The following is a 24,636-nucleotide window of genomic DNA, read 5'->3' on the forward strand; positions in this document are numbered from 1 at the left end:
CGGCCGGGCGGGCTTGCCCGGCCGCGATGCGGGTCGCGTAAGGTGTGGCGGCATGGGACAGCAGGCCGAGACCCCCGGAGTGCGGGCACGTAAGCGCCTCGGCGTGATGGGTGGCACTTTCGACCCGATCCACCACGGACACCTGGTCGCCGCCAGTGAGGTGGCGAGCGCGTTCCACCTCGATGAGGTGATCTTCGTGCCGACCGGGCAGCCGTGGCAGAAGAGCGACCGCGTGGTCACGCCGGCGGAGGACCGTTACCTGATGACGGTGATCGCCACGGCGGAGAACCCGCAGTTCTCGGTCAGTCGGATCGACATCGACCGCCAGGGCCCGACCTACACCGTGGACACCCTGCGCGACCTGCGCGCGCTGCACCCGGACGCGGACCTGTTCTTCATCACCGGCGCCGACGCGCTGGCCCAGATCCTGTCCTGGCGGGACTCCGAGGAGCTGTTCTCGCTGGCCCACTTCATCGGCTGCACCCGCCCCGGCCACGTGCTGTCCGACGCCGGTCTGCCGGTCGGCGGGGTCTCGCTGGTCGAGGTGCCCGCGCTGGCGATCTCCTCGACCGACTGCCGGGCCCGGGTCGCCAAGGGCGATCCGGTCTGGTATCTCGTCCCGGACGGTGTGGTCCGGTACATCCACAAGCGGGCGCTGTACGCGCGGGGAGGTACGGCGTGACGGGTCCCGAGGAGCGCGGCAACCAGGAGTGGTATCCGCAGGAGCCCTACCAGGAGTACCAGCCGCAGCAGCAGCAGCCCCAGGTGTACTACGACGCCTACGGCCAGCCGCAGCAGTACGTCCAGGACCCGTACCAGCAGCAGCAGCAGCAGCAGTACTACCAGCAGCCGCAGGTGTACTACGACGCCTACGGTCAGCCGCAGCAGTACGTCCAGGACCCGTACCAGCAGCAGCCCGAGTACCAGCAGCCGCAGCAGCCGGTCGCCCCGGTGCAGCCGGTGCAGCCGGTCCGGCCCCCTGTGGTCGAGCAGCCGGTGACCGCCGTACCGCCGCAGGCCCGGAAGGCCGCCGCCCCGGAACCGGACTACCCGACCGACGAGTTCACCTTCGTGGACGAGGAGGCGGAGCAGTCCGAGGACGTCATCGACTGGCTGAAGTTCGCCGAGTCCAGGACCGAGCGCCGGGACGAGCGCCGGCGCAAGCTGCGCAACCGGTTGCTCGGTGCGGTGATCGCGCTGGTGCTGGTCGCGGGCGGCACCGCCGGCTACCTCTGGTGGCAGGGTGATCTCGGCGGGCCCGGTTCGGCGGCCAAGGCGGCCGGCGGCCGGACGGTGAACGTGGTGCACCTGAGGGACCTTCAGGGCAAGGTCACCAGTGCGCTGCTGGTCAACGACCTGTCCGGCCAGCGGGCCTCGGTGCTGCTGCTGCCCGACACCCTCAAGCTGCCCGGCTCCGGGGTCTCGGCCACCGAGCCGCTCGGCAAGTCGCTGGACGCCGTCGGCGCCTCCGGTACCAGGGAGGGTCTGACCACCGTGCTCGGCGCCCCGGTCGCCGGGACCTGGCGGCTGGACACCCCGTACCTGCTGCTGCTGGTGGCCCACCTCGGCGGGATCAAGGTGGACACCAACGCGGCGGTGCGGGAGGGCAACCAGCCCGGCGGCAAGGAGTTGGCCCCGGCCGGCAAGGCCGTCTCGCTGAGCGCGCAGGCCGCCGTGGCGTACGCCACGTACCAGGCGCCGGGGGAGAGCACCGACGCCCAGCTGGCCCGGTTCGGGCAGGTGCTGGACGGGGTGCTCCGGGTGATGCCGACGGACCTCAAGGAGGCGCAGGATCTGGTGCACCGGGTCGGCGCGGTGCCCGACCCCTCGCTGCCGGAGCAGGCGTTGGCCGGGGTGCTGGTGCAGCTGGCCCAGTTCACGAAGGAGAGCCACCTCACCACCAGCGCCCTCTCGGTGCAGCCGGACGGCACGCTGGACGAGGCCACCGCAGGCAAGCAGGTCAAGGACGTGCTGGGCGGCACGGTGAAGAACGCCGCGGCCGCGAGCAAGACCACCCGGGTCTCGGTGCTGAACGCCTCCGGCATCGACGAGGCGGCCAACACGGCCGGCAGCCAGGTCACCAACTCGGGCCTGGAGCTGCTGCCCAGCGGTGCCAAGGCGCCGGTCCAGCCCGCCAGCGAGATCCGCTACACCGACGACGCGAAGCAGGCCGCCGCCCAGCAGCTGGCGATCAGCCTCGGGCTCAAGGAGACCGCCGTGAAGAAGGTCACCGCGGTGCAGAACGCGGACCTCGTGGTGGTGCTCGGCAAGGACTACTCGCCGCCCAAGGCGCAGTAGCGGACCCCGCACCGCACCCGGCCCCGGTCGACCCGACCGGGGCCCGGGCGGGTTCATGAGATCCTGGAAGGCGAATCTCATAGGACGAGCCGGAAGAACACCTTGACTGCCACCGAGTACAGCCAGGACCTCATCAACGTCGCCGCCCTCGCGGCGGCCGACAAGCTGGCCCACGACATCATCGCCTTCGACGTCAGCGACGTGCTGTCGATCACCGACGCCTTCCTGATCGCCTCGGCCAGCAACGACCGCCAGGTGAAGGCGATCGCCGAGGAGATCGAGGAGCAGCTCCGCGAGAAGCTGGACGTCAAGCCGGTCCGCCGCGAGGGCGAGCGCGAGGGCCGCTGGATCCTGCTGGACTACCTGGACATCGTGGTGCACGTCCAGCACTCCGAGGAGCGCTCCTTCTACTCCCTCGACCGTCTGTGGAAGGACTGCCCCGAGCTGCCCGTCCCGGCCGAGGCGCTGGCCACCCGGAACCGCCCGGACAGCGTCCTCACCGACGCCTTGGGCAACGCGGTCTCCGAGGACGACGCGATCATCGAGGACGAGAGCTGAGCGGCAAGGCGCGGGGTCCGCGCATCGTCTTCTGGCGGCACGGCCAGACCTCCTGGAACCTCGAGTCGCGGTTCCAGGGCAGCACCGACATCGAGCTGACCGACCAGGGCGTCTTCCAGGCGCAGCGGGCGGCCAGGCTGCTCGCCGGTCTCCGGCCCGACCTGCTGATCTCCTCCGACCTCAAGCGCGCCCGGCGGACCGCCGCCGAGCTGAGCAGGGTCACCGGCCTCGAGGCGGACCACCACGAGGGCCTGCGGGAGACCTACGCCGGTGACTGGCAGGGTTTGACCAACGCCGAGATCCGGGCCCGGTTCCCGGAGCAGTACGACGCCTGGGCGCTCGGCGAGCCGGTCCGGCGCGGCGGCGGCGAGCTGAGCACCGAGGTGGCGGACCGGTCTGTTCCGGTGGTGCTGGCCGCGGTGGAGAAGCTGCCGGAGGACGGCACCCTGGTCGTGGTCAGCCACGGCGGGACGATCCGCACCATGCTCGGCCGGCTGCTCGATCTGGAGCCGGCGCAGTGGGAGCGGTTCGGCGGCCTGTCCAACTGCTGCTGGTCGGTGCTCGGCCAGGGCGCGCGCGGCTGGCGGCTGCTGGAGCACAACGCGGGCACGCTGCCGCAGCCGGTGATCGGCGACGAGACCTGAGCGGGGCACGGATTTCGCAGTTCCGGCCCTGACCAGCTAGAGTCTTCCTCGTTCGCAGGAAAGAAACGCAGGCCGGAAGGTCGGCGGGAAGTCCTTCGAGTGCGGGGCTGTAGCTCAGTTGGTAGAGCGCTTGCATGGCATGCAAGAGGTCCGGAGTTCGATTCTCCGTAGCTCCACTCCGCTTCGGCGGTCCGTCAGGACCGTGCGGCACGCGGGGCTGTAGCTCAGTTGGTAGAGCGCTTGCATGGCATGCAAGAGGTCCGGAGTTCAATTCTCCGTAGCTCCACAACACACCGAAGGCCGTCTCCCTCAGGGAGGCGGCCTTCGGTCGTTCCCCGGCCTGCTCAGTCGTGCCGGTGGTCGGTCGGCGGGGTGTCCGGGTGGGCTGCCAGCCACTCGAGACTGGCCCGGTCGGCCGGGCCCTCCGGGGTGTAGACCACCAGGTAGACCTCGGGCGCGGTCGGCATGGTCAGGTAGGAGGCCTGGAACCGCAGGTCGCCGACGGCCGCGTGCCGGAACACCTTCAGCGAGGACCGCGGCGGCGCCACCTCCTGACGGGCCCACAGCTCGCGGAACTCCGGGCTGGCCGCCGCCAGATCCCGGATGTACTCCTCCCAGGCGGGTTCCCCGACGTGCCGCCCGTACGCGCCGCGCAGCACGCCGACCATCCGGGGCAGCTCGGTCTCCCGGTTCACGAACGGGTTGCAGCAGGACGGCACGGTGAACGCGCACCACATGCTGTTCCGCCGCCCGCTCGGTGGCGTCGGGCGGGTTGCGCCGGGGAACAGGGTGTCGTACGCGGCGTTGTGCGCCAGCAGGTCGTAGCGGCCGTTGCAGACGGCGGCCGGCAGCGGGTTCAGCTGATCCAGGATCAGCTGGGTGGCCGGGTCGAGCACCGAGAAGGTGTCGTCGGCCGCCCGGACCAGGTTGAGCCCGGCCAGCCGGAACAGGTGGTCGCGCTCGGTGCCGTCCAGTCGCAGCGTCCGGGCCACCGCCTCCAGCACCTGCTCGCTGGCGTTGATCGGGCGCCCCTGCTCCAGCCACGTGTACCAGGTGACCCCGACCCCGGCGAGCTGCGCCACCTCCTCGCGGCGCAGCCCCGGCGTCCGGCGGCGCGGCCCCGGCGGCAGCCCGACCGCCTCCGGGGTGATCCGGGCCCGGCAGGCGCGCAGGAAGCCGGCCAGCTCGGGCCGGCGCCGGTCGGTGGTGTTCCGTTCGTCGAGCACGGTCATGCCCCCATCCTGACGGACGGTCGGCTGACGGGTGCTCCCGGTACCAGGATCAGCAGGCTCTAACCACCGGTACCGGCCTGCCGCCAGGCTGGCGGCATGACGGACCTTCAGATCTCCACCGCCGCCGCTCCGGCCACGGCTCCGACCCGCTCGGGGCGGCTGCTCGCCGTCGTCCTGCTGGGCCAGTTCATGGCCCTGCTGGACGTCTCCATCGTGAACGTCGCCGTCCCCGGCATCCGGACCGACCTGGGCGCCTCCGGGGCCGCCCTGCAACTGGTGGTGGCGGGGTACACCATCGCGTACGCGGTGCTGCTGATCACCGGCGCCCGGCTCGGCGCCCGGTACGGGTACAGCAGGCTCTTCCTGCTCGGTCTGGCGGCCTTCACCGCCGCCTCGCTCGCCTGCGGGCTGGCCCCGGGTACCGGGTGGCTGATCGGCTTCCGGGTGTTCCAGGGGGCCGGGGCGGCGCTGATGGTGCCTCAGGTGATGAGCCTGGTCCAGCGGACCTTCAGCGGGGCGGCCCGGGTCAGGGCGCTCGGGCTGTACTCGGCGGTGCTGGCCGGCGGGATGGCCGTCGGGCAGGTGGTCGGCGGGATCCTGGTGAGCGCCGACCTGTTCGGCACCGGCTGGCGGCCGGTCTTCCTGGTCAACGTCCCGATCGGGCTGGTGCTGCTGATCGCCGGCCGCCGGCTGCTGCCGGTGCTGCCGGGGGACGGCAGCCGCCGCTTCGACGTGGTCGGGCTGGTGGTGCTGGCGGCCGCGCTCGGGCTGCTGGTGGTGCCGCTGGTGCTCGGGCACGAGCTGGGCTGGCCGGTCTGGGGCTGGGTGATGCTGGCCGGCAGCGCGGCGCTGTCCGGGGTGTTCGTCGTGGTGGAGCGCCGGATCGCGGCCCGGGGCGGGCAGCCGCTGGTGCCGGTCCGGGTGCTGCGGGCGCCGGGCCTGCTGCCCGCGGCCGGGGCGATCTTCCTGATCATGGTGGCCTTCGCCGGGCTCATGTTCGCGTTCGCCCTGCACCAGCAGGCCGCGCTCGGGTACAGCGCGCTGCGGGCCGGCCTGCTCTCCGCTCCGGTCGCGATCGGCTTCGGCGTCTCCAGCCTGCACTGGCACCGGCTGCCGCAGCGGCTGCACCGACGGCTGCCGTCGTTGGCGCTGGGCACCGCGGCCGGGGCGTACCTGCTCTTCGGAGTCCTGGTGAGCGGCGGCGCGGACATCGGCCTCGGCGCCGAACTGGTGCTCACGGTCGGCGGCCTGGCGGTCGGCTGCGCCTACAGCCCGCTGTTCGCCGCCGCCCTCGGCCGGGTCGACCCGGCGGACGCCGCGGACGGCAGCGGTGTCCTGGTGACGGTGATCCAGCTCGGCCAGGTGATCGGGGTCGCCCTGCTCGGCACCCTCTTCCTCGGCCGGGCCGCGCTGCCGGCCCCGCCCGCCGACTCGGGCCGGGCGCTGCTGGTGACGGTCTCGACGGTCGCCCTCGCGCTCGTGCTCGCCGCCTGCTTCGCGCTCCGTACCCGGCGGGCGACGGCCGCCGGAAGGGATTAGGGGAGTAGGCCGGGGACCGTGTAAAGTGAACGACGTCGCCGGGGGAAACGCCGGATGACGCGGGGCTGTAGCTCAGTTGGTAGAGCGCTTGCATGGCATGCAAGAGGTCCGGAGTTCAATTCTCCGTAGCTCCACAGTTCGAGAAGAGGGCCCCTCCCGGGTAACGGGAGGGGCCCTCTTCCGTTTCGGGGGTTCCCTGTCCGGTCGCCGGAGCGGCCCGATACGGTCGGTGCCATGGCCGACCTGGAGCGCAGACGGAACGAGGAACTGGCCCGCATCCTGCACCAGCTCGGCTGGAGTCCGGAGCGGCTGGCCCGCGAGCTCAACGCTGCGCTCCCGCCCGCGCTGGCGATCAGCTCCACCGCCCCGTACAAGTGGCGTGACCGGGGCATGGTGCCGCGCAGCCCGCACGACCAGACGGTCTGTGAGGTGCTCAGCCGCACCGTCGGCATCGCGGTGACGTACGAGCAGCTCTGGGGCCAGATGGGCAGCGGCCGCGGCGCCAAGATCCTCTCGCCCCGGCTGCTCACCGACCCGTGGACGGCCGACACCGCCCAGACCGCGCTGCGCGAGGCCGGTGCGGACGCCGCCCCGGTCCGGCTCACCGACCTGTTCCGCGGCGACGAACTCCAGCAGGCGGCCCGGCACTGGGCCTCCCCGGCCCCCGAACTGACCGGTGGCGAGGGCGCGCTGCGAATAGCCCCCGAGCAGCTCGCCGACCTCCGGCTCAGCTACGACAGCAAACAGCGGCTGGAGCGGGCGTACGGCGGTGGCCTGATCCTCGACCTGGCGAAGGCCGAGCTCGCCATGATCGGCAAGCTGCTCGAACTCGGCGCGTACGACGAGCCGCTCGGCCGCGAACTGTACGGCGCTGCCAGCAGGCTTGCCCGGCTGGTCGGTTGGGCCAACTACGACCTCGGCAACGACGCGGCGGCGCAGCGCGCCTTCGTCGCCGCGCTGCGGGCCGCACACGTCTCCGGCGATCCCCGGCTCGGGGTCAGCGTGGTCGGCTGCCTCGCCGTCCAGGCCACCCACAACTCCGGCGGGCGGGGGCTGGACGCGGTCGCCATGCTCTCCACCGCGCTGCGGGCGGCCGACGAGGTCCTGACGCCCCGTGAGCGGGCGCTCCAGCTGGGCCGGATCGCCCGGGCGCACGGCCGCAAGGGTGAACAGATCAGCGCCGAAGCGGTCGCGGAGCGAGCCTTCCAGGCGTTGGACGGCGACCAGGACCACAGTCAGGAACGGGCCGACCTGGAGGGCATGGTGGGGGAGGGCTACCTCTTCCTCGGCGACCACGAACGGGCCCAGCAGTTGCTCGCGGGCGCGATCGCCGCACTGTCTCCCGAACGGGCCCGGGCCAAGGCCCTGCTGATGGTCCGGCTGGCCGACTCCTACCTGCGGACCGGCGACCGCGAGGAGGCCGCCCGGGTCGCCGACCAGGCCCGCAGCCTGGCCGCAGGTATGCAGTCCGCCCGAGTCGCCCGGGCCCTGCGGGAGTTCGACGCAGCGGCCCGATAGGCAGGTGCTCAGCAGCTACGGTCAGGGGCTCGGGGAACTGCGACGCCGACCTGTGGAGCGTGATCGCTGTGTAAATGGTCAGGCACTTTCGCTTGAACCCGCACGCCAGGTGCCCGAGCCCCTGTTTTCCGGTGCGTGTGCCGATAAAGGTGCGCGGGGCGCTGAGGGTCGGTGCGGTACCCTGTGGCCATGCGAACTGTGCGCCTGCTTCTTAGCCGGCCGCGCTGACCAGGACCGGCCGAGGGCCGGAGTCGGCGTGGCGTCCCCTCCTGCGAGGGGCTTTTTTGTTTCTCCCGCCGCCGTTCGCGAACTGACATCAGATGGAGCCCGAAGGACCATGAGCGAGACGACCCCCGCCGCGGCCGAGGCCGCTGCCACCGAGCCCTTCCGCTACGGCGCGACGCTGGCCGCCGAGATCGAGTCCCGCTGGCAGGACATCTGGGAGAAGGAGGGGACGTTCAACGCCCCCAACCCGGCCGGTGCGCTGGCCGACCCGGCGGCCGGTGACGTCGTCTCGAAGCCGCACAGCTTCATCATGGACATGTTCCCGTACCCGTCCGGTGCCGGCCTGCACGTCGGCCACCCGCTGGGTTACATCGCGACCGACGTCTACGCCCGCTACCAGCGGATGACCGGTCACAACGTGCTGCACACCCTGGGCTACGACGCGTTCGGCCTGCCCGCCGAGCAGCACGCGGTGGCGACCGGCCAGCACCCCCGGATCACCACCGAGGCCGCGATGGCGAACATGCGGCAGCAGCTGCGCCGCCTGGGCCTGGGGCACGACCCGCGCCGGTCGATCGCCACCATCGACCCGGAGTACTACCGCTGGACTCAGTGGATCTTCCTGCAGATCTTCAACTCCTGGTACGACCAGGAGGCCGGCGAGGGCGGCAAGGCCCGCCCGATCGCCGAGCTGATCGCGCAGTTCGAGTCCGGTGAGCGTGAGGTGCCGGGCGGCGGTGTCTGGGCCGAGCTGTCCGCCGCCGAGCGCGAGGAGCTGCTGGGCGAGTACCGGCTGGCGTACTCCAAGGAGGTGCCGGTCAACTGGTGCCCCGGGCTGGGCACCGTGCTGGCGAACGAGGAGGTCACCGCGGACGGCCGCTCCGAGCGCGGCAACTTCCCGGTCTTCAAGTCGAACCTGCGCCAGTGGATGATGCGGATCACCGCGTACTCCGACCGCCTGATCGCCGACCTGGACCTGCTGGACTGGCCCGAGGCGATCAAGCTGCAGCAGCGCAACTGGATCGGCCGCTCCGAGGGTGCGCGCGTCGACTTCGCGGTCGGGTCCGGCTCAGCGATCACGGTGTTCACCACCCGTCCTGACACCCTGTTCGGCGCCACCTACATGGTGCTGGCGCCCGAGCACGCGCTGGTCGACTCGATCGTCCCCGCCGCCTGGCCGGCCGAGACCCACGAGGACTGGAAGGGCGGCGCAGCCACCCCCGCCGAGGCCGTCGCGGCCTACCGCGCTGAGGCCGCCGCCAAGTCGGACGTCGAGCGCCAGGTCGATGCCAAGGTGAAGACCGGCGTCTTCACCGGCGCGTACGCGACCAACCCGGTCAGCGGTGAGCCGGTGCCGGTCTTCGTCGCCGACTACGTGCTGATGGGTTACGGCACCGGCGCGATCATGGCCGTGCCCGCGCACGACCACCGCGACTTCGCCTTCGCCCGCGCCTTCGCGCTGCCGATGCGCTGCGTGGTGCAGCCGACCGACGGCCGCACCGACGACCCGTCGACCTGGGACGACGCGTTCGACACCTACGACTCGGTGATCGTGAACTCCGCCCATGACGACCTGTCACTGGACGGGCTGAGCGTGGTCGAGGCCAAGGCCGCCGCCACCGAGTGGCTGGCCGGGCAGGGCATCGGTGAGGGCACCGTCAACTACCGCCTGCGCGACTGGCTGTTCAGCCGTCAGCGGTACTGGGGCGAGCCGTTCCCGATCGTCTACGACGCCGACGGCGTGATGCACGCGCTGCCCGAGTCGATGCTGCCGGTCGAGGTCCCCGTGGTGGAGGACTACTCGCCGCACACCTACGACCCGTTCGACTCGACCTCCTCGCCGAAGACCCCGCTGTCCCGCAACGAGGACTGGGTCAACGTCGAGCTGGACCTGGGCGACGGCGTCCAGACGTACCGCCGCGAGACCAACACCATGCCCAACTGGGCCGGTTCCTGCTGGTACGAGCTGCGCTACATCGACCCGGCCAACGGCGAGAAGGTGGTCGACCCCGCCAACGAGCAGTACTGGCTGGGCCCGACCGCGCAGAAGCCCGGCGGCGGCGCCGACCTGTACGTCGGCGGGGCCGAGCACGCGGTGCTGCACCTGCTGTACGCGCGGTTCTGGCACAAGGTGCTGCACGACCTGGGGCACGTCTCCTCGGTCGAGCCGTTCCACAAGCTGTTCAACCAGGGCATGATCACCGCCGACGTCTACCGCGACGAGCGGGGCTTCCCGGTGCCCGCCGCCGAGGTCGAGGAGAGTGGCGACGGCCGGTACTTCTGGAACGGCGAGGCGGTCAAGCGCGAGGCCGGCAAGATGGGCAAGTCGCTGAAGAACGCGGTCGCGCCCGACGAGATCGCCGACGAGTACGGCGCCGACACGCTGCGCCTGTACGAGATGTCGATGGGCCCGCTGGACGTCTCCCGCCCGTGGGACACCCGCGCGGTGGTCGGCTCGTACCGCTTCCTGCAGCGGCTGTGGCGCAACATCGTCTCCGAGGCCACCGGCGAGCTGGTGGTGACGGAGGAGGAGCCCGACGAGGCGACCCTGCGCGCGCTGCACAAGGCGATCGACGGCATCCGCGGCGACATGGCCGGGCTGCGCTTCAACACGGCGGTGGCCAAGGCCATCGAGCTGAACAACTTCCTGGTCAAGCGCGGCTCCACGCCGCGTTCGGTCGCGGAGCAGATCGTGCTGATGGTGGCCCCGCTGGCCCCGCACATCGCCGAGGAGCTGTGGCGCCGACTGGGCCACGACGGGACGCTGACCTACACCGACTACCCCGTGGCCGACCCGGCCTACGCGGTCGCCGAGGCGGTCACCTGCGTGATCCAGATCAAGGGCAAGGTGAAGGCCCGACTGGAGGTCTCGCCGGCCATCACGGACGCGGAGCTGGAGGCGCTGGCGATGGCCGACCCGGCCGTGGTCGCCGCGATCGGCGACGCTCCGGTCCGCAAGGTGATCGCCCGGGCGCCGAAGCTGGTGAACATCGTCACCGGCTGACGAGCCGTCGCTGTTCACGCCGACCGTTCGGGGGCGGGTCTCGGGGACATCCCTGAGGCCCGCCCCCTATCTCTGCCTGATTCCTGCCGCCCGGGCGTTCCTGCGGGCCGTTCCGCCGATCGGTGCGGCTACCTTGGAACCCTGGGTGGTCGCACCGCCGTTCTCCGGGGGAGCGGTGGGCGTACGGCCGCGGTGGCCGACGTGGTGCGGTGTGGTGGAAGGCGGCTCGTGATGGACGTGCTCGGCGTGGTTCTCGGTCTGGCCCTGCTGTTCGGAGTGGGGTTGCTGGTCATGCTCGGGGTCGGTGCCGTCAAGGTGGGCAAGGCCGCCGCCGCCAAGATCTCCCAGGAGGAGGCCAAGGCCCGCCGCGCCTTCGAGAACACCGCGCTGAAGGCCAAGTCCTTCGCCAAACCGGGCGCCCACGGTCAGATCTCCACCGTCCGCCTCGCGCTGCGCTCCTCGCTCGACAGCACCCGCAAGGTGCTTGCCGCCGGGCTCGCCGAGGACTCCCAACTGGCCGAGTCGCTCCAACTGCTGACCCGCCTGGACACGCACGCCGCCGAACTGGACGGCGAGCTGAGGACCTTGGAACTGGAGCCGGAGGCCGGCCGGGTCGCCACCAAGCTCCCGGAGCTGCGCGAGCGGGCCGACCGGATCACGCACGCGGCCGAGTCGATGCGCTGGGCGGCGCAGGACCGGATGCAGCGCTTCGCGGACGACGAGCTCGCGCGGCTCGCGGAGGAGTGCGAGAGCGAGGCGGGGGCGCTCCGGCACTGGGACTCGGCCGCCCCGGCCGCTTCGGCCTCCGCCTCGGCCGCCCCGGCCGCCGCGTCACATACCGAGCGCACGGGCATCTCGGCCAAGCGTGGGGTGAGCGCCGAGGAGCTGCTCGGGCTGACCGACCTCGCCCAGCGGCTGCGCAAGCGGTCCGCTTAAGACCGACCGGCCTGGTCACCGCTGAACCGACCCGTGGTGTCCGCACCCGACGAGCGGGGAGTACCCTCCGGCTCATGTCCCACCGCCTCGCGCTCGTCACCGACTCCACGGCCTACCTGCCGCAGCAGGCCATCGACCGGCACCGGATCACGGTGGTCCCGCTCAGCGTGGTGGTCGGGGACACGGTCCTGACCGAGGGCGTCGAGATCTCCCCGAAGGACGTCGCCGAGGCGCTCCGCGCCAAGCAGCGGGTGACCACCTCCCGCCCCAGCCCGGAGACTTTCGCCGCCGCCTACCGGGCCGCCGCCGAGGCGGGCGCCACCGGCATCGTCTCGGTGCACATCTCCGCCGAGCTGTCCGGCACCGGGGAAGCCGCCAGGCTGGCCGCTGCCGAGGCCGGTCTCCCGGTCCGGGTGGTGGACAGTCATCTGGTCGGCATGGCGCTCGGCCACTGCGTCCTGACGGCGGCTCAGGCCATCGAGGACGGGCTCGACCTGGACGCGGTGGCCGCCGCCGCCACCGCCCGGGCGGAGCGGACCAGCGGCTTCTTCTACGTGGACACCCTGGAGTACCTGCGCCGGGGCGGCCGGATCGGCGCCGCCCGGGCCATGCTCGGCTCCGCACTCTCGGTGAAGCCGCTGCTGCACCTCTCCGGCGGCCGGATCGAACCGCTGGAGAAGGTCCGGACGGCCTCCCGGGCGATCGCCCGGCTGGAGGAGATCGCGGTCGAGAAGGCGGGCACCGACGAGGTGGACATCACCGTGCACCACCTGGCCGCCGAGGACCGGGCCGAGCTGCTGGCGGAGCGGCTGCGGGGGCGGGTGCCGGGGCTGCGGGAGCTGTCCGTGGTGGAGGTGGGCGCGGTGATCGGTGCGCATGTCGGTCCCGGGCTGCTGGCCGTGGTGGTCGCACCGCGCTGAAACTCCCTCCTTCGAGGGACCTCGGTTGTCCACAGCCCCCGGGTTTTCCACAGCTTTTGGCTGTCCGCCGGGGCCGTCGGCCGGGGCTCGTACCGTCCTCGGCATGAGAACGATGACCCCGGGCGCAGCCCGCCGCCAGGAGACCGCCGAGACCGTCCGCGGGCGGCTGACCTACCTCTTCCTGACACCTGCTCAGGCGGCTCCGGCAGCTCGGCTGACGGGAGCTCCCGAGCCGACCGGACCTGCTGAACCTGCCGGACCTGATGTGCCGGCCGAGGAGGCGGTGCTGCCGCCCGAGCCGCCTCCGCTGGTGCGCGGCCTGCTGTTCGACCGCCGGGCGGTGCTCGGCCTCTCGGTGCTGCTGCTACTCGCGGTCGGGTACGCCGTGCAGCACTTCTGGCTCGGCCGTCCCTCGGTGGTCGCCGTTCCGGCCACCGTGGCTGCGGTCTCCTCGGCATCGGCCGGGCCGCGTTCAGGGGCGGGGCCGCCGTCGGGGCCGACCGTGGTAGTCGACGTCGCGGGGAAGGTCCGGCACCCGGGCCTGCGGACGCTGCCGAGCGGTGCCCGGGTGGCGGACGCACTCGTGCTGGCGGGCGGCCCGCTGCCCGACACGGCCATGGACGGGCTGAACCTCGCCCGGGTGCTCACCGACGGTGAGCAGATCCTGGTCGGCGGGGGAGCCGTCCCCGGTGCTGCGCCGGGCGCCCGGGCCGGGCCGGTCAACCTCAACCTGGCGACCAGGGAGCAACTCGACGCCCTGCCCGGCGTGGGGCCCACGCTCGCCGAGCGGATTCTGCAGCACCGCCAGGAGCACGGCCCGTTCCGCTCCCTCGACCAGCTCCGCCAGATCAGCGGCATCGGTGACCGCAAGTACGCCGAGCTCCGGGCGCTGCTGACACTGTGACAGCCCATTCGCCGACAGCCCGTCCGCCGACACCTCATCTGACGACGCCTCACCCGGTCGAGCCGGCCGACCTCCGGCTGCTGGTGCCCACGGTCGTGGTCTGGGCGGTCACCGCCACCGTGCTCGGCCTCGGCGAGCAGCACCGGCCGCTGCTGCTGGGCGTGGCGGGCCTGCTCGTCGTCACCGCCCTGGTCCTGCTGCTGTACCGCTCCCGGCCGGCCGGTGCCCTGCTCGCCGCCACCCTGCTGGCCGCGGCCGCCGCGACGGCCGGCACCACCCTGCACGCCGCCGACCTGCACCGGGGCCCGATCCCCGCGCTCGCCCGGTCCGAGGCCCCGCCCGCGCTGACCGTCGAACTCACCGTCACCGGTGACCCCAAGCCCCGCACCTCGCAGGCCCGGGGCACCGCTCCCGGGCAGTCCATGCTCACCCTCGCCGCCACCGTCGACCGGGTCGGCAGGGACATGGACACCACGACTCCAGTCACCGTGGTGGTCCGCGCCCAGGACGTCGCCGCCTGGCGGGAGGTGATCCCGTCCACCCGACTGCGGGCGGACGTCCGAGTGCTGCCCGCCACCGAGGAGTACCGCAGCACCGCCGCCGCCCTGCTGGCGCAGGGCCCACCCCAACAGCTCGAAGCCCCGGGTCACACCCAGCAGTTGGCCGCCCGGCTGCGGTCCGGCCTGCGGGCTGCCACCGACCATCTGGCCACCGATCCCCGGGGCCTGCTCCCCGGTCTGGTGGTGGGCGACACCACCCGGCTGCCCGCCGATCTCGACCAGGCGTTCCGGGCGACCGACCTGGGGCACCTGACCGCTGTCTCCGGGGCCAATCTGGCCATCGTGCTGGCCGTCCTGCTCGGCACGCCCACCCGGGCGGGCGGCCAGGCCCGAGGCGGCCTGGCGGGCCTGCTCGGGCTGCCCCTGCGCACCACCGCCCTGGTCGGTGCCGTCCTCACGGTGGCCTTCGTGACGGTCTGCCGCCCGGAGCCCAGCGTGCTGCGAGCCGCCGCCACCGGGCTGGTCGGCCTGCTCGCGCTCGCCACCGGACGCCCTCGGCAGGCCCTGCCCGCGCTCTGTTCCGCCGTCCTGTTGCTGCTCCTGTTCGACCCGTACCTGGCCCGGTCCTTCGGCTTCCTGTTCTCCGTCCTCGCCACCACCGGTCTGCTCACGCTCGGCCCGCGCTGGTCCGCCGCGCTGCGGGCCCGGGGCTGGCCCGGGTACCTGGCAGCCGCGGCCGGCGCCACCGCAGCCGCCCAGGCGCTCTGCGCCCCGGCCACCATCCTGCTGGCGCCCCGGATCAGCCTGGTCGCCATTCCCTGTAACCTGCTCGCCGAGGCGGCCGTCGCCCCGGCCACGCTGCTCGGCTTCGCCACGCTGGCCGTCGATCCGCTCTCCCGCCCCGCCGCCCGGCTGCTGGCCGATCTGGCGGCCGTCCCCACGGGCTGGCTGGCCGCCGTCGCCCGGCACGGCGCGGCCCTCCCCGGTGCCCAACTCAACTGGCCCGGCGGGCTCTTCGGAGCCGCCCTGCTCGCGCTGGCCACCCTTGCGCTGGCCTGGTCCACCCGTCCGTTCCGAGCTGCGAGCCGACTGCGGCCGGTCCTCGCCGCCGTCCTCGCCCTGACCCTGTTGCTCGCCGTGCTCCGCCCGGCCCCGCTCGCCCGGCTCGCCACCGGCTGGCCGCCGCCCGGCTGGCGGTTCGTCATGTGCGACGTGGACCAGGGCGACATGTCCGTGCTCCCGATCGGTTCCCCCTCCGACAGCGCGATCGTGGTGGACACCGGCCCCGACCCGCTCGCCGCCGACCGCTGCCTGCGCGAACTGGGCATCACCATCGTCCCGTTGATCATCCTGAGCCACTATCACGCCGACCATGTCGAGGGCCTGCCCGGTGTCCTGCGTGGCCGTACGGTCGGTGCCGTCCAGGTCACCACCCTCGACTCGCCACCGGGTGAGCGGGCCCGGGTGCTGGCCTGGGCCGCCGCCTCGGGGGTCCCCGTTCTTCCGGCCCGGCAGGACGAACGGCGCAGCACCGGCCCCGAACTCTCCTGGCACCTGCTCTGGCCCACCGACCCGCTCAACCCGGCCGCCCCGGGCGCCAACAACGCCAGCATCGCGCTGATCGCCACCGTCGGCCGACCGCCCGACGCGCTCCGGATCGCCCTGCTCGGCGATCTCGAACCACCGGCCCAGGCTGCCCTGCGGGCCCGTCCGGCCCTACCCAGGGTCGACGTTCTCAAGGTCGCCCACCACGGCTCGGCCCACCAGGACCAGGAGCTCACCCGCACCCTCGACCCCCGCCTGGCGCTGATCTCCTGCGGCCTCGGAAACCCCTACGGTCACCCGTCCCCCGCCACCATCGACCGGCTCCGATCAATGGGGGTCACCGTCCTGCGCACCGACCACTCCGGAGCCATCGCCGTCCTCGGCACGTCCACCAGCCTGCACGCCGTTACCCAAGGGAGCCGGTGATCGTATCTAATGCCATGATCGTCACCTCAGCCCCAGGAGCCCCCCGATGAGCACGTTCACCGCCCCCGAGACGCCGGTCTTCCGGACCGCCACGCCACGGGAGAAGGCCGCGAAGGTGGTCACCGACGTGCTGGCCCCGGCCAATCTGGTGATCGGCCTCCTCCTGCTCGTCGGTTGGCACACCAGCCAGAGCTGGCGTGGTCTCGGCTGGGGCCTGCTGGCCGCGCTGTTCTGCGGCATCATCCCGCTCGGCATCATCCTGCTGGGAGTTCGGCGCGGGGCGCTGACGGACAAGCACATCCGGGTCCGCAGGCAGCGGATGATCCCGATGGGCGCCAGCCTGGTCTCCGTGGTGGCGGGCGTGACCGCGCTGCGCGTCCTGGGCGCTCCGGCCGAGGTGTTCGCGCTGGCCGTCGCGATGCTGGTCGGGCTGGCCACCTCGCTGCTGGTGACGGTCTGGTGGCAGATCTCCATCCACAACTCGGTGGCCGGCGGCGCGGCCCTGATCCTGCTGCTGGTCTTCGGGCCGCTGCTCGCGCTCTCCGCCGCAGCGGTCGCGGCCATCGGCTGGTCGCGCCTGGTCCTGAAGGCCCACACGCTGCCGCAGGTGCTGGCCGGCACAGCATTGGGCGGCGTGGCCGCGCTCACCTTCGCCCTGCTGCGCTGACGGCCGGTCACAGGACGAGCAGCCGCTGGTCCTCGGCCTGCCGGCCCAGGTCAGCCCTCCTCGCGCCAGCCGTCCTGTTCGGCGCTCAGCCGGTCCAGGGCGGCGAGCCGATCCGCCGTCCAGCCGCCCTCCTCGGGTGCCTCCAGCACCACCAGCCACTGCGCGTCCTCCGCGTCGTCCTCGCCGGCCAGGGCGTCCCGGACGAGTTCGATCCCGCCCAGGTCGGGCCAGCGGGCGGAGAGCTCCTCCGTCACCTCCTCGGCGGCGTCACGGTCGGGGAACACGAGCAGTTGGCGGGTGAGGTTCATGGTCACGGACACCATTCTCCACACCGCCCACGGGCTCCGGAGCACCGGTTGCGGAGCACCGTCGGTGGTACGTGCGATCCTGGTAGGCGATGGCCAGGAAGAGTGCACCCGACGACCTGCTCGCCCCGCTGACCCTGGTGGTCGGCCAGGAGGAGCTGCTGCTCGACCGCGCGGTCGCCGTCGTGGTCGCCGCCGCCAGGGCGGCCGATCCGGACACCGACGTACGCGACCTCGCCCCCGGTGCCCTGCAGCCCGGCAGCCTGGCCGAGTTGACCACACCCTCGCTCTTCGCCGAGCGCAAGGTGATCGTGGTCCGGGCCGCGCAGGATCTCGCGGCGGATTCGGTCAAGGAGCTCAGGGCCTACCTCGACGCGCCCGCCGAGGAGGTCATGATGGTGCTGGTCCATGCGGGCGGCGCCAAGGGCAAGGGCCTGCTGGATGCCGGGCGCAAGCTCGGCGGCCGTGAGGTGGCCTGCCCCAAGCTCACCAAGGCCGGGGAGAAACTGGCCTTCATCAAGGGCGAGTTCCGTACGCTCGGCCGCTCCGCCACCCCCGAGGCCTGCCAGGCCCTGTTCGATGCGCTCGGCAGTGACCTGCGCGAGCTGGCCGCCGCCTGCAGTCAGTTGACCGCCGACGTCGAGGGTGCGATCGACGAGACTGTGGTGGCCAGGTACTACGGCGGCCGGGCCGAGGCCACCGGCTTCGAGGTGGCCGACCTGGCTGTCACCGGCCGGACGGCCGAGGCGCTGGAGCGGCTGCGCTGGGCGCTGGCGGTCGGTCAGCCGCCGACCGGCATCACCTACGCGCTCGCCTCCGGCGTCCGCAGCATCGGCCGACTGGCCAGCGCGGGCCGGAACATGCGGCCGGGCGACCTGGCCCGGGAGTTGGGCATGCCGCCGTGGAAGGTGGACCGGGTTCGTCAGCAGATGCGCGGCTGGACGGGCGACGGGGTTGCCGCCGCCCTCACCGCGATCGCCCGGGCCGACGCCGACGTCAAGGGCGGCTCCGGTGACCCGGCCTATGCCCTTGAGCGCGCCGTGGTCGCGGTGGCCAGGGCCTCACGCGCGGGCGCCCGCCCGTACTGACCGGCACCCGGGCGGGACGTCAGTACGAGCGGGCGGGTCGGTGACCGGGAGGGGTAAGGCCCTCCGGCAGTCGGCGCCCGAGGGCCTTACACCTCGGCGAGTGCCTTCCAGCGGATCCGGGTGCTGCACAGCGAGACCAGCCCGGCCGACGCCGCGACGGCGGACATGCCCCAGACCAGGCTGCTGCCGTCCGCGATGAAGCCGATGATCGCCGGGCCGGCCAGCAGGCCGATGGTGCCCATGGCGGCGACCAGCGCCAGCGCGTCCGAGCCCTGGCGGGCGGCGGCCACGTAGACGCACGGGGTGATCGCCGCGGTGCCCAGGCCGACGCAGGCGAAGCCGATCAGCGCGGGGACGACCCCGCCGACCAGCAGGGCGGTGGCGAGTCCGGCGCCGGCCAGCGCGCTGCCCGCGACCACGATCCGGCCGTCACCCCAGCGGGCGCGCCAGCCGTCGGCGAAGATCCGGGCCAGCACCATCATCCCGGAGACCACGGCGATGCCCAGCGGTGCGACCTGGGCCGAGGCACTGACGACGTCCTTCATGTAGAGCGTCGACCAGTCGTTCATGGCACCTTCGGTGATGGTGCCGAAGACCATGGCCAGACCCATCCAGATGGTCACCCGGGTCGGCAGGGTCAGCCCGCGCTTGGCAGCCGGTTCGGGTTCGGGCTGCTCCGCAGCGTCCTGCGCTGCCGTTTCCTGGGTGGTCGGCTGATCGCTCGTCAGCAGTCCGGACCGGGTGAGCCCGACCACCAGGACCAGCAGCAGGGCGGCCACGCCGAAGTGCACAGTCAGCGCCGAGGTGAAGAGGTTGACGCCGGAGGCGACCAGCGCGGCGGCCAGCGAGCCGGCGCTGAAGGTGGCGTGGAACCTGGCCATCGCGGTGCGCTGGTACTCGACCTCGAGGGCGGCGCCCTGGGCGTTCATCGCGACGTTGAGGAAGCCCACCGCCACCCCGTCCAGGCAGATCACCACCAGGGTGACCGGGTAGTTCGGCGTCACGGCCAGCACCGGCAGGATCACGGCCAGCGCGAGGGCGGCCAGCAGCGACAGCCGCCGCGACCCCAGCCGTTTCATCGCGACCGCCACCAGCGGGTAGGAAGCCGCCGCACCCACGCCGCCGGCCATCAGCAGCAGTCCGAGCTGCGCCTCGGTGAGGTCCAGCTCCGTCTTCAGCGCGGGGAGCCGGGAGACCCAGGTGGCGTACTGGAACCCGAGAAAGAAGAACAGTGTGGCGATCGCCAACTGGGCTCTCCGGAAGGGGTCGTGAGCGCGGAGCATGTGTGAATCAGCCTTCTTCGTCTTCGGTGGTGGGGGGCGAGTTCCGGGCCGGGCCGGTCAGAGCGGCTTGGACATGTAGACCGCCGCCGTCCCGTAGCTCGCCGGGAGTTCGACCTCGCGGTGGGCGGCGTAGCCCAGCCGGGCCCAGAGGACGTGGCTGCGCTGGACGGCCACCATGGAGAGCCGCTCGAATCCGTGCGACCGCGCGGTGGCCTCGATCTGCCGGACGAAGTGCGGTGTCAGCCCCCGGCCGCGCAGCTCCTCGGTGATCACGAAGTCGTGCGCGTGCAGGTTCTCCGACGCGTATCCCGCCGTCTCCGTCAGGCCGAGGTCCGGGCACCGGCCCAACGGGTAGGGCAGCGCCAGCAGGTAGCCGCCGAACTCCCCGTCGTACTCCAGCGCGAAGCAGGTACCGGGCGAGACGGCAGCCCTGGACCGGAGCGCCTCGGACCCCTCGGACAGGCCGCTCTCGGCGTAGGCCCTGGCCTCCAGCGCCACCAGGTCGTCCCAGTCGCTCTCCACCAGTGGGCGGATGCGGATGCTCTCCTCGGTCACCGGCCCAGCGCCCCGTCGGAGTCGGAGTCGGCGCCGGGCGACAGCTCGAGGCCGACGGCCCGGCTCGCCGCGACCAGCGGGCCCCAGGCGTCGATCAGCAGCGCGAAGGACTCGATGTCGGCCTGCGCCTCGTCCAGCAGGCGGTCCCGGAGCGGCGCCAGGTGGTCGGCGAACTCGGCGTACTTTCCGCCCAGTCGGCGGTAGCAGCGGTCGACCACGTCCAGCCGCCGGACGTTCTCCGCCCGGTCCGCCCCGGCGGTCTGCCGGGCGAATCCGGCGATGGCCGCGGCACGCACGTGGTGCTCCTCGTCGAGCAGCGCCGGTCCGGCCGCCTCCAGGGCGAAGTAGACGGGGTGGAAGTAGAGCATCGACAGCAGGAACTTCACGAACCGCAGCTGGTACGCGAGGAACCCGGCGCCGGTCCGCCGTTCCGGGGTGTAGTAGTTGACGATGTGCCGGTTGTGCACGACCGCCGGCAGCGGGGCGTGCCGGACCACGTGCAGCAGGAAGTAGTCGCTGCCGATGGTGGCGGTCGCGGGCGGCAGCGGGACGCGTTCGTACAGCTCGCGGTCGAAGCCGATGTTGCACATGTCGATCCGCCAGATGTCCGGCACGTCCAGCACCGACACGTCGTGGATGAACGGATCGGTGCCGCCGCCGACGAAGGACTCCTCGACCAGCCCGTCGATCTCCTCCCGCGACCACTCGGGCGGGGCCCAGAGGCTGACCACCTCGTGGTAGATCGCGGGGTCCAGTTCGCGGATCTCGCCGACGTCCACGGAGAGTTCACCGATGAAGGAGCTGCCGACCATGGACACCGGCTTGGCTCCGTGCACCGGGTCGAGGGCGTTCTCGGTGACGCCGTCGGCCGCCTCGGCGCCCGACCTCCCGAGCGAGAGCAGCTCCTGGTGGATGGGGAACACCGGTATGCCGTCCAGGAGTTGGTAGCCACTGTCGGAGTCCCGGCGGTGGATCGAGGCGCAGCCGAGCGCACCGGCGATCAGGAACGCCCGGTTGGTGCAGGCGCCGTAGGAGACGGCGTCCGGCAGCATCAGCTCGAGCAGCGACTCCGGGTCGGCGGCACCGGACCGGTCGATCACCGCCCGCAGGAAGTCGCGCTGGGCGGCCTCGTCGAGGTGGTGCACGATCACGTTCGGCAGCACCGGAAGTTCGCCGACGGCCTTGGCGTGCTCGGTGAACGTCGACTGGTCCGAGGAGTCGAGGATCAGCAGCCGGACCTCGACGCCGAACTGCTCGGCCGCGTACGCCGCTTCGGCGCCGATGTCCGAAATCGTGCCGGTGCAGGCGCGGTTGGTGGGAAGGGTCAGGCAGATCCTGCGCAAGTCGGTGCTCCGGTTCAGGTGTCGGGCGTCGCGTCAGTGTGCCAGCAATTGGACTAGACCAACTGGAGTTGTTGCACATCGAAGCAGTCCGGCCCGCGCTGCTCAAGTCCCGGCCGGGTGCTCCGGGTGGTTTTCTGCGCAACAGTGCCCGGACGGCCACTCGATTCCGCTCGAAAGGGCAGCGGAAGAGGGCTGACGACTGCGCGCCCGGCCCCCGGAAAACAAGGTGCGGACCGTCGGACCGTCCCGCAGACTGGCGCGGAATCCCCCCGAACCTCCGAAGGAGTCCCCGCCTTGCAGGGTGCCGTAACCGTCTCGCCGTCCCAGGTCCCCGAGCTGTTGCTGGGCCTGGCCACCGTCAGGCCGGTGTTCCTGTGGGGCGCGCCCGGGATCGGGAAGTCCTCCCTGGTACGGGAGTTCGCCGACTCGCTGGGGCTGGAGTGCGTCAGCCTGATCGGTACCCAGCTCGCGCCGGAGGACCTGATCGGTGTCCCGCAGATCACCGCCGAGGGCCGGTCCCGGTTCTGCCCGCCGGAGTCGATCGCCAGGGACGAGCCCTACTGCCTCTTCCTGGACGAGCTCAACGCGGCCACCCCGGACGTGCAGAAGGCGTTCTACTCGCTGATCCTGGACCGCCGGATCGGCTCGTACGAGCTGCCGCCCGGTTCGATCGTGATCGGCGCCGGGAACCGGTCCACCGACGGGGCGCTGGCCCGGCCGATGGCCTCGGCGCTGGTCAACCGCCTGGTCCACGTGCACCTGCGGGCCAGTGCCACCGACTGGCTCAACTGGGCCGGGGCCAACGGCATTCACCCGTGGGTGCAGGACTACCTCACCGACCGTCCGGACCATCTGTGGTCCGCGCCGCCGAAGACCGAGGAGCCGTTCTCGACCCCCCGGGCCTGGCACATGCTCTCGGACAGCCTGCACTCCTTCGGGCCGACCCTGGACGAGCCGACCCTCAAGGTGCTCGCGCACGGCCTGCTCACCCCGCCGCACGCGGTGGCCTTCTGCGGCTACGCGAAGATCGTCCGCAACTCCTACGGCCTGGACGCGATCCTCAAGGGCGACGCCCGCTGGCCGCACCGGCTGGAGGACCGCGACCTGCTCTACTACCTGGCCGACGCCTTCCGGGGCCGGCTGGTCAAGGAACTGCCGGCCCGTAAGGAGCATGCCTCCAACTCCCTTCGGCAGACCGCCTTCCGGGCCAAGAGCCTGCTGGTCCAACTGGCCGAGATCTCGGTCGAGGTGGCGCAGACCGTGATCGCGGACGGCCCGGACGGGAACCCGGTGCTGCCCGCCTGGTTCCTGATCGAGGCGGCCCGCGACCTGCCGCGCCTGGTCGAGGCCCGTCGGTGAAGCCCGCCGCCGCCCCCAAGGACCCGGCGGCCGAAGCGTTCACCGAAGGTCTCCGGCTGCTCCGGAACAACCACGCCTTCGCCGCCCTGAACGTCAGCATCTGCTGGGACGCGGACTGCGAGCACGCCCCGCCGGACGGCTGGGCCGTGGTCGACTCGGCCGGCACCGTGCACGCCAACCGCAAGCGCCGGGCCGAACCGGCCGAGTGGGCCTGGGTGTTGGCGCACTGCCTGCTCCACCTGGGCTTCGGCCACGTCCCCGCCGAGCGGGGCCGCCGCAACGCCCCGGACGAGTACCTGCGGACCGCCCGGTGTGCCGTGGTGAACCGCTTCCTGGCCACCTTCCCGACCGGCCGCGCCCCGTTCGAACTGCCGCCCCCGGTCCCGTCCGGCGACGAGGAGGAGCTGGCCGCCCGCTGGCGCCGGGACGGCCTGCCCCGGGTGCCCGGGGTGGCCGGTGGCGGGGCCGACCAACTGCTGGTGCCGTGGACCGGGGAGAGGGACCCCGAGGACTGGACCACGGCCTTCGCCGCCGCGCTCACCCGCACCATGTCCGCCGCGATGGACGTGGCGGGCGGCCGCCGCGAGGAGCTGACGGGGGAGCGGCTGCCGGAGCGCCCCTGGACCAGGGCGCTCAACTGGTTCATCTCCTCCTATCCGCTGCTCGGCGGCATCGCCGCCGGGATCACCCTGGTCGCCGATGCCGAACTGGCCCGCGCCCAGGGCATCTCGGTGGCCGCCGTGAACGCGGAGGCCGGGGAGATCTACCTCAACCCGCTGCGTCACCACACCGACGAGGAGTGGCGGTTCATCCTGGCGCACGAGATGCTGCACGCCGCCCTGCGGCACGGCGAGCGCTGCGGCGCCCGCGATCCGTACCTGTTCAACGTCGCGGCGGACTACGTGATCAACGGCTGGCTGCTGGAGATGGGCGTCGGCGAGATGCCCGAAGGACTGCTGCACGACCCGCAGTTGCAGGGCCTGTCGACCGAGGAGGTCTACGACCGGATCGTCCGGGACCAGCGCCGGATCCGTCGGCTCGCCACCCTGGCGGGCAAGGGCAAGTCCGACCTGATCGGTGAACGGCTGGGCCGCCCGCGCGACTACGTCGACCTGGACGACTTCTACCGGCGCGGCCTCCAGCAGGGTTTCGAACTGCACCGGCGCGACCGCGGCCTGCTCCCCTCCGGGCTGGTCGAGGAGATCCGCGCGCTCGCTCACCCGCCACTGCCCTGGGATGCCCGACTGGCCCGCTGGTTCGACGAGTTCGTGCCGTCCCCGCAGCCGGTCCGGAGCTACGCCCGGCCGTCCCGCCGCCAGGCCGCCACCCCCGGCATTCCGCGCGCCGGGCACTACTACCCGCCCGAGGAGGTGGCTCGCTGCACCTTCGGAGTGGTGCTGGACACCTCGGGTTCGATGAGCCGTCAGCTGCTCGGCAAGGCACTCGGCGCGATCGCCTCGTACGCCGCTGCCAGGGACGTCACCGCCGCCCGGGTGGTGTTCTGCGACGCCGCCCCGCACGACGCCGGGTACCTGCCCACCGACGAGATCGCCGGCCGGGTCCGGGTCCGCGGCCGGGGTGGCACCGTCCTCCAGCCGGGTGTGGACCTGCTCGAGCGGGCCGAGGACTTCCCGCCCGGGGCCCCGGTCCTGCTGATCACCGACGGCGAGTGCGACGTGCTCCGGGTCCGCCGCGAGCACGCGTACCTGGTCCCGCAGGGCGCGGGGCTCCCGTTCACCCCGCGCGGCCCGGTCTTCCGGATGCGCTGATGACCGGCCGACGGAGCG

Annotated in this window: 20 protein-coding genes and 3 tRNA genes; 18 read left to right on the forward strand and 5 right to left on the reverse strand. The window is 72.5% G+C overall.

Annotated elements, in window-relative coordinates; genetic code table 11:
* Positions 1-52: 52 nt before the first annotated feature.
* From nadD to ASC99_RS31695, 6 genes are all read left to right on the forward strand, one after another.
* On the forward strand, positions 53-682 hold the full coding sequence (nadD, locus tag ASC99_RS31670; RefSeq protein ID WP_057238574.1) for a nicotinate-nucleotide adenylyltransferase: 630 nt from the start codon (positions 53-55) through the stop codon (positions 680-682).
* Positions 679-2,298: a LytR C-terminal domain-containing protein gene (locus tag ASC99_RS31675; protein WP_057238575.1), complete on the forward strand. Its 1,620-nt coding sequence runs from the start codon at positions 679-681 to the stop codon at positions 2,296-2,298. The genes nadD and ASC99_RS31675 overlap by 4 nt, the downstream gene beginning before the upstream one ends.
* Positions 2,299-2,400: 102 nt before the next feature.
* On the forward strand, positions 2,401-2,856 hold the full coding sequence (rsfS, locus tag ASC99_RS31680) for a ribosome silencing factor (RefSeq protein WP_057238576.1): 456 nt from the start codon (positions 2,401-2,403) through the stop codon (positions 2,854-2,856).
* Positions 2,853-3,500 carry a histidine phosphatase family protein gene (locus ASC99_RS31685; RefSeq protein WP_057239140.1) on the forward strand — a complete coding sequence of 216 codons (648 nt, stop codon included), beginning with the start codon at positions 2,853-2,855 and terminating at the stop codon, positions 3,498-3,500. The genes rsfS and ASC99_RS31685 overlap by 4 nt, the downstream gene beginning before the upstream one ends.
* A 103-nt stretch (positions 3,501-3,603) precedes the next feature.
* Positions 3,604-3,676: transfer RNA gene (locus ASC99_RS31690), tRNA-Ala, on the forward strand.
* A gap of 37 nt (positions 3,677-3,713) precedes the next feature.
* Positions 3,714-3,786 (forward strand) — tRNA-Ala (locus ASC99_RS31695).
* 58 nt (positions 3,787-3,844) lie between these two features.
* Here ASC99_RS31695 and ASC99_RS31700 read toward each other — a convergent pair.
* A complete protein-coding gene (locus ASC99_RS31700; RefSeq protein ID WP_057238577.1) occupies positions 3,845-4,732 on the reverse strand; it encodes a helix-turn-helix transcriptional regulator in 888 nt (295 codons plus the stop codon).
* A gap of 96 nt (positions 4,733-4,828) precedes the next feature.
* Here ASC99_RS31700 and ASC99_RS31705 point away from each other — a divergent pair, with 96 nt between their 5' ends.
* The 9 genes from ASC99_RS31705 (at position 4,829) to ASC99_RS31745 (ending at position 16,916) form a co-directional block, all read left to right on the forward strand.
* The gene (locus ASC99_RS31705) at positions 4,829-6,271 is read left to right on the forward strand and encodes an MFS transporter (RefSeq protein ID WP_082598796.1); all 1,443 of its coding nucleotides are present in this window, start codon (positions 4,829-4,831) and stop codon (positions 6,269-6,271) included.
* A gap of 61 nt (positions 6,272-6,332) precedes the next feature.
* Positions 6,333-6,405, forward strand: a tRNA-Ala gene (locus tag ASC99_RS31710).
* A gap of 100 nt (positions 6,406-6,505) precedes the next feature.
* Entirely contained in the window at positions 6,506-7,789 is a 1,284-nt protein-coding gene (locus tag ASC99_RS31715) for a hypothetical protein (RefSeq protein ID WP_057238578.1), read from the forward strand.
* A 337-nt stretch (positions 7,790-8,126) separates the two neighbouring features.
* Positions 8,127-11,018 (forward strand): leucine--tRNA ligase, encoded by a 2,892-nt coding sequence (gene leuS / locus ASC99_RS31720; protein ID WP_057238580.1) that lies wholly within the window; start codon positions 8,127-8,129, stop codon positions 11,016-11,018.
* 231 nt (positions 11,019-11,249) lie between these two features.
* Positions 11,250-11,954, forward strand: a complete 705-nt coding sequence (locus ASC99_RS31725) for a hypothetical protein (RefSeq protein WP_057238582.1) — start codon at positions 11,250-11,252, stop codon at positions 11,952-11,954.
* Between the two features lie 74 nt (positions 11,955-12,028).
* On the forward strand, positions 12,029-12,874 hold the full coding sequence (locus ASC99_RS31730; protein WP_057238584.1) for a DegV family protein: 846 nt from the start codon (positions 12,029-12,031) through the stop codon (positions 12,872-12,874).
* Positions 12,875-12,977: 103 nt separating this feature from the next.
* Positions 12,978-13,778: a ComEA family DNA-binding protein gene (locus ASC99_RS31735; RefSeq protein ID WP_157531885.1), complete on the forward strand. Its 801-nt coding sequence runs from the start codon at positions 12,978-12,980 to the stop codon at positions 13,776-13,778.
* Entirely contained in the window at positions 13,775-16,249 is a 2,475-nt protein-coding gene (locus tag ASC99_RS31740) for a ComEC/Rec2 family competence protein (RefSeq protein WP_304440758.1), read from the forward strand. The genes ASC99_RS31735 and ASC99_RS31740 overlap by 4 nt, the downstream gene beginning before the upstream one ends.
* Before the next feature lie 46 nt (positions 16,250-16,295).
* Positions 16,296-16,916, forward strand: coding sequence for a hypothetical protein (locus ASC99_RS31745; RefSeq protein ID WP_057238586.1), 621 nt, complete (start codon positions 16,296-16,298; stop codon positions 16,914-16,916).
* A gap of 50 nt (positions 16,917-16,966) precedes the next feature.
* Here the strand turns inward: ASC99_RS31745 and ASC99_RS31750 are convergent, their stop codons facing one another.
* Complete coding sequence (locus ASC99_RS31750; protein WP_057239148.1) at positions 16,967-17,224, reverse strand: hypothetical protein; 258 nt, start codon at positions 17,222-17,224, stop codon at positions 16,967-16,969.
* Positions 17,225-17,313: 89 nt separating this feature from the next.
* Between ASC99_RS31750 and holA the strand changes: the two genes are divergently transcribed.
* Positions 17,314-18,309: a DNA polymerase III subunit delta gene (gene holA, locus ASC99_RS31755; RefSeq protein WP_057238587.1), complete on the forward strand. Its 996-nt coding sequence runs from the start codon at positions 17,314-17,316 to the stop codon at positions 18,307-18,309.
* 86 nt (positions 18,310-18,395) lie between these two features.
* Here the strand turns inward: holA and ASC99_RS31760 are convergent, their stop codons facing one another.
* The 3 genes from ASC99_RS31760 to ASC99_RS31770 are packed head-to-tail and all read right to left on the reverse strand — an operon-like array spanning position 18,396 to position 21,490.
* On the reverse strand, positions 18,396-19,592 hold the full coding sequence (locus tag ASC99_RS31760; protein ID WP_057238588.1) for an MFS transporter: 1,197 nt from the start codon (positions 19,590-19,592) through the stop codon (positions 18,396-18,398).
* A gap of 57 nt (positions 19,593-19,649) precedes the next feature.
* Positions 19,650-20,147 (reverse strand): GNAT family N-acetyltransferase, encoded by a 498-nt coding sequence (locus ASC99_RS31765; protein ID WP_057238589.1) that lies wholly within the window; start codon positions 20,145-20,147, stop codon positions 19,650-19,652.
* On the reverse strand, positions 20,144-21,490 hold the full coding sequence (locus ASC99_RS31770) for a DUF6271 family protein (protein ID WP_057238591.1): 1,347 nt from the start codon (positions 21,488-21,490) through the stop codon (positions 20,144-20,146). The genes ASC99_RS31765 and ASC99_RS31770 overlap by 4 nt, the downstream gene beginning before the upstream one ends.
* A gap of 294 nt (positions 21,491-21,784) precedes the next feature.
* Here ASC99_RS31770 and ASC99_RS31775 point away from each other — a divergent pair, with 294 nt between their 5' ends.
* Complete coding sequence (locus tag ASC99_RS31775) at positions 21,785-22,849, forward strand: ATP-binding protein (RefSeq protein ID WP_057238593.1); 1,065 nt, start codon at positions 21,785-21,787, stop codon at positions 22,847-22,849.
* Positions 22,846-24,618, forward strand: coding sequence for a hypothetical protein (locus ASC99_RS31780; protein WP_057238594.1), 1,773 nt, complete (start codon positions 22,846-22,848; stop codon positions 24,616-24,618). Before ASC99_RS31775 ends, ASC99_RS31780 begins: the two co-directional genes overlap by 4 nt.
* Positions 24,619-24,636 lie beyond the last annotated feature (18 nt).

The organism is Kitasatospora sp. Root107 (assembly GCF_001424875.1).
Taxonomy (GTDB): Bacteria; Actinomycetota; Actinomycetes; order Streptomycetales; family Streptomycetaceae; genus Kitasatospora.

What these genes read in the sequence shown, in the direction of transcription:
- holA (WP_057238587.1), top strand. Translation starts at nt 17,314, where the DNA reads ATGGCCAGGAAGAGTGCACCCGACGACCTGCTCGCCCCGCTGACCCTG.
- ASC99_RS31700 (WP_057238577.1), bottom strand. Translation starts at nt 4,732, where the DNA reads ATGACCGTGCTCGACGAACGGAACACCACCGACCGGCGCCGGCCCGAG.
- ASC99_RS31745 (WP_057238586.1), top strand. Translation starts at nt 16,296, where the DNA reads ATGAGCACGTTCACCGCCCCCGAGACGCCGGTCTTCCGGACCGCCACG.
- ASC99_RS31715 (WP_057238578.1), top strand. Translation starts at nt 6,506, where the DNA reads ATGGCCGACCTGGAGCGCAGACGGAACGAGGAACTGGCCCGCATCCTG.
- leuS (WP_057238580.1), top strand. Translation starts at nt 8,127, where the DNA reads ATGAGCGAGACGACCCCCGCCGCGGCCGAGGCCGCTGCCACCGAGCCC.
- ASC99_RS31750 (WP_057239148.1), bottom strand. Translation starts at nt 17,224, where the DNA reads ATGAACCTCACCCGCCAACTGCTCGTGTTCCCCGACCGTGACGCCGCC.
- ASC99_RS31725 (WP_057238582.1), top strand. Translation starts at nt 11,250, where the DNA reads ATGGACGTGCTCGGCGTGGTTCTCGGTCTGGCCCTGCTGTTCGGAGTG.
- ASC99_RS31735 (WP_157531885.1), top strand. Translation starts at nt 12,978, where the DNA reads ATGAGAACGATGACCCCGGGCGCAGCCCGCCGCCAGGAGACCGCCGAG.
- nadD (WP_057238574.1), top strand. Translation starts at nt 53, where the DNA reads ATGGGACAGCAGGCCGAGACCCCCGGAGTGCGGGCACGTAAGCGCCTC.
- ASC99_RS31730 (WP_057238584.1), top strand. Translation starts at nt 12,029, where the DNA reads ATGTCCCACCGCCTCGCGCTCGTCACCGACTCCACGGCCTACCTGCCG.
- ASC99_RS31760 (WP_057238588.1), bottom strand. Translation starts at nt 19,592, where the DNA reads ATGCTCCGCGCTCACGACCCCTTCCGGAGAGCCCAGTTGGCGATCGCC.
- ASC99_RS31705 (WP_082598796.1), top strand. Translation starts at nt 4,829, where the DNA reads ATGACGGACCTTCAGATCTCCACCGCCGCCGCTCCGGCCACGGCTCCG.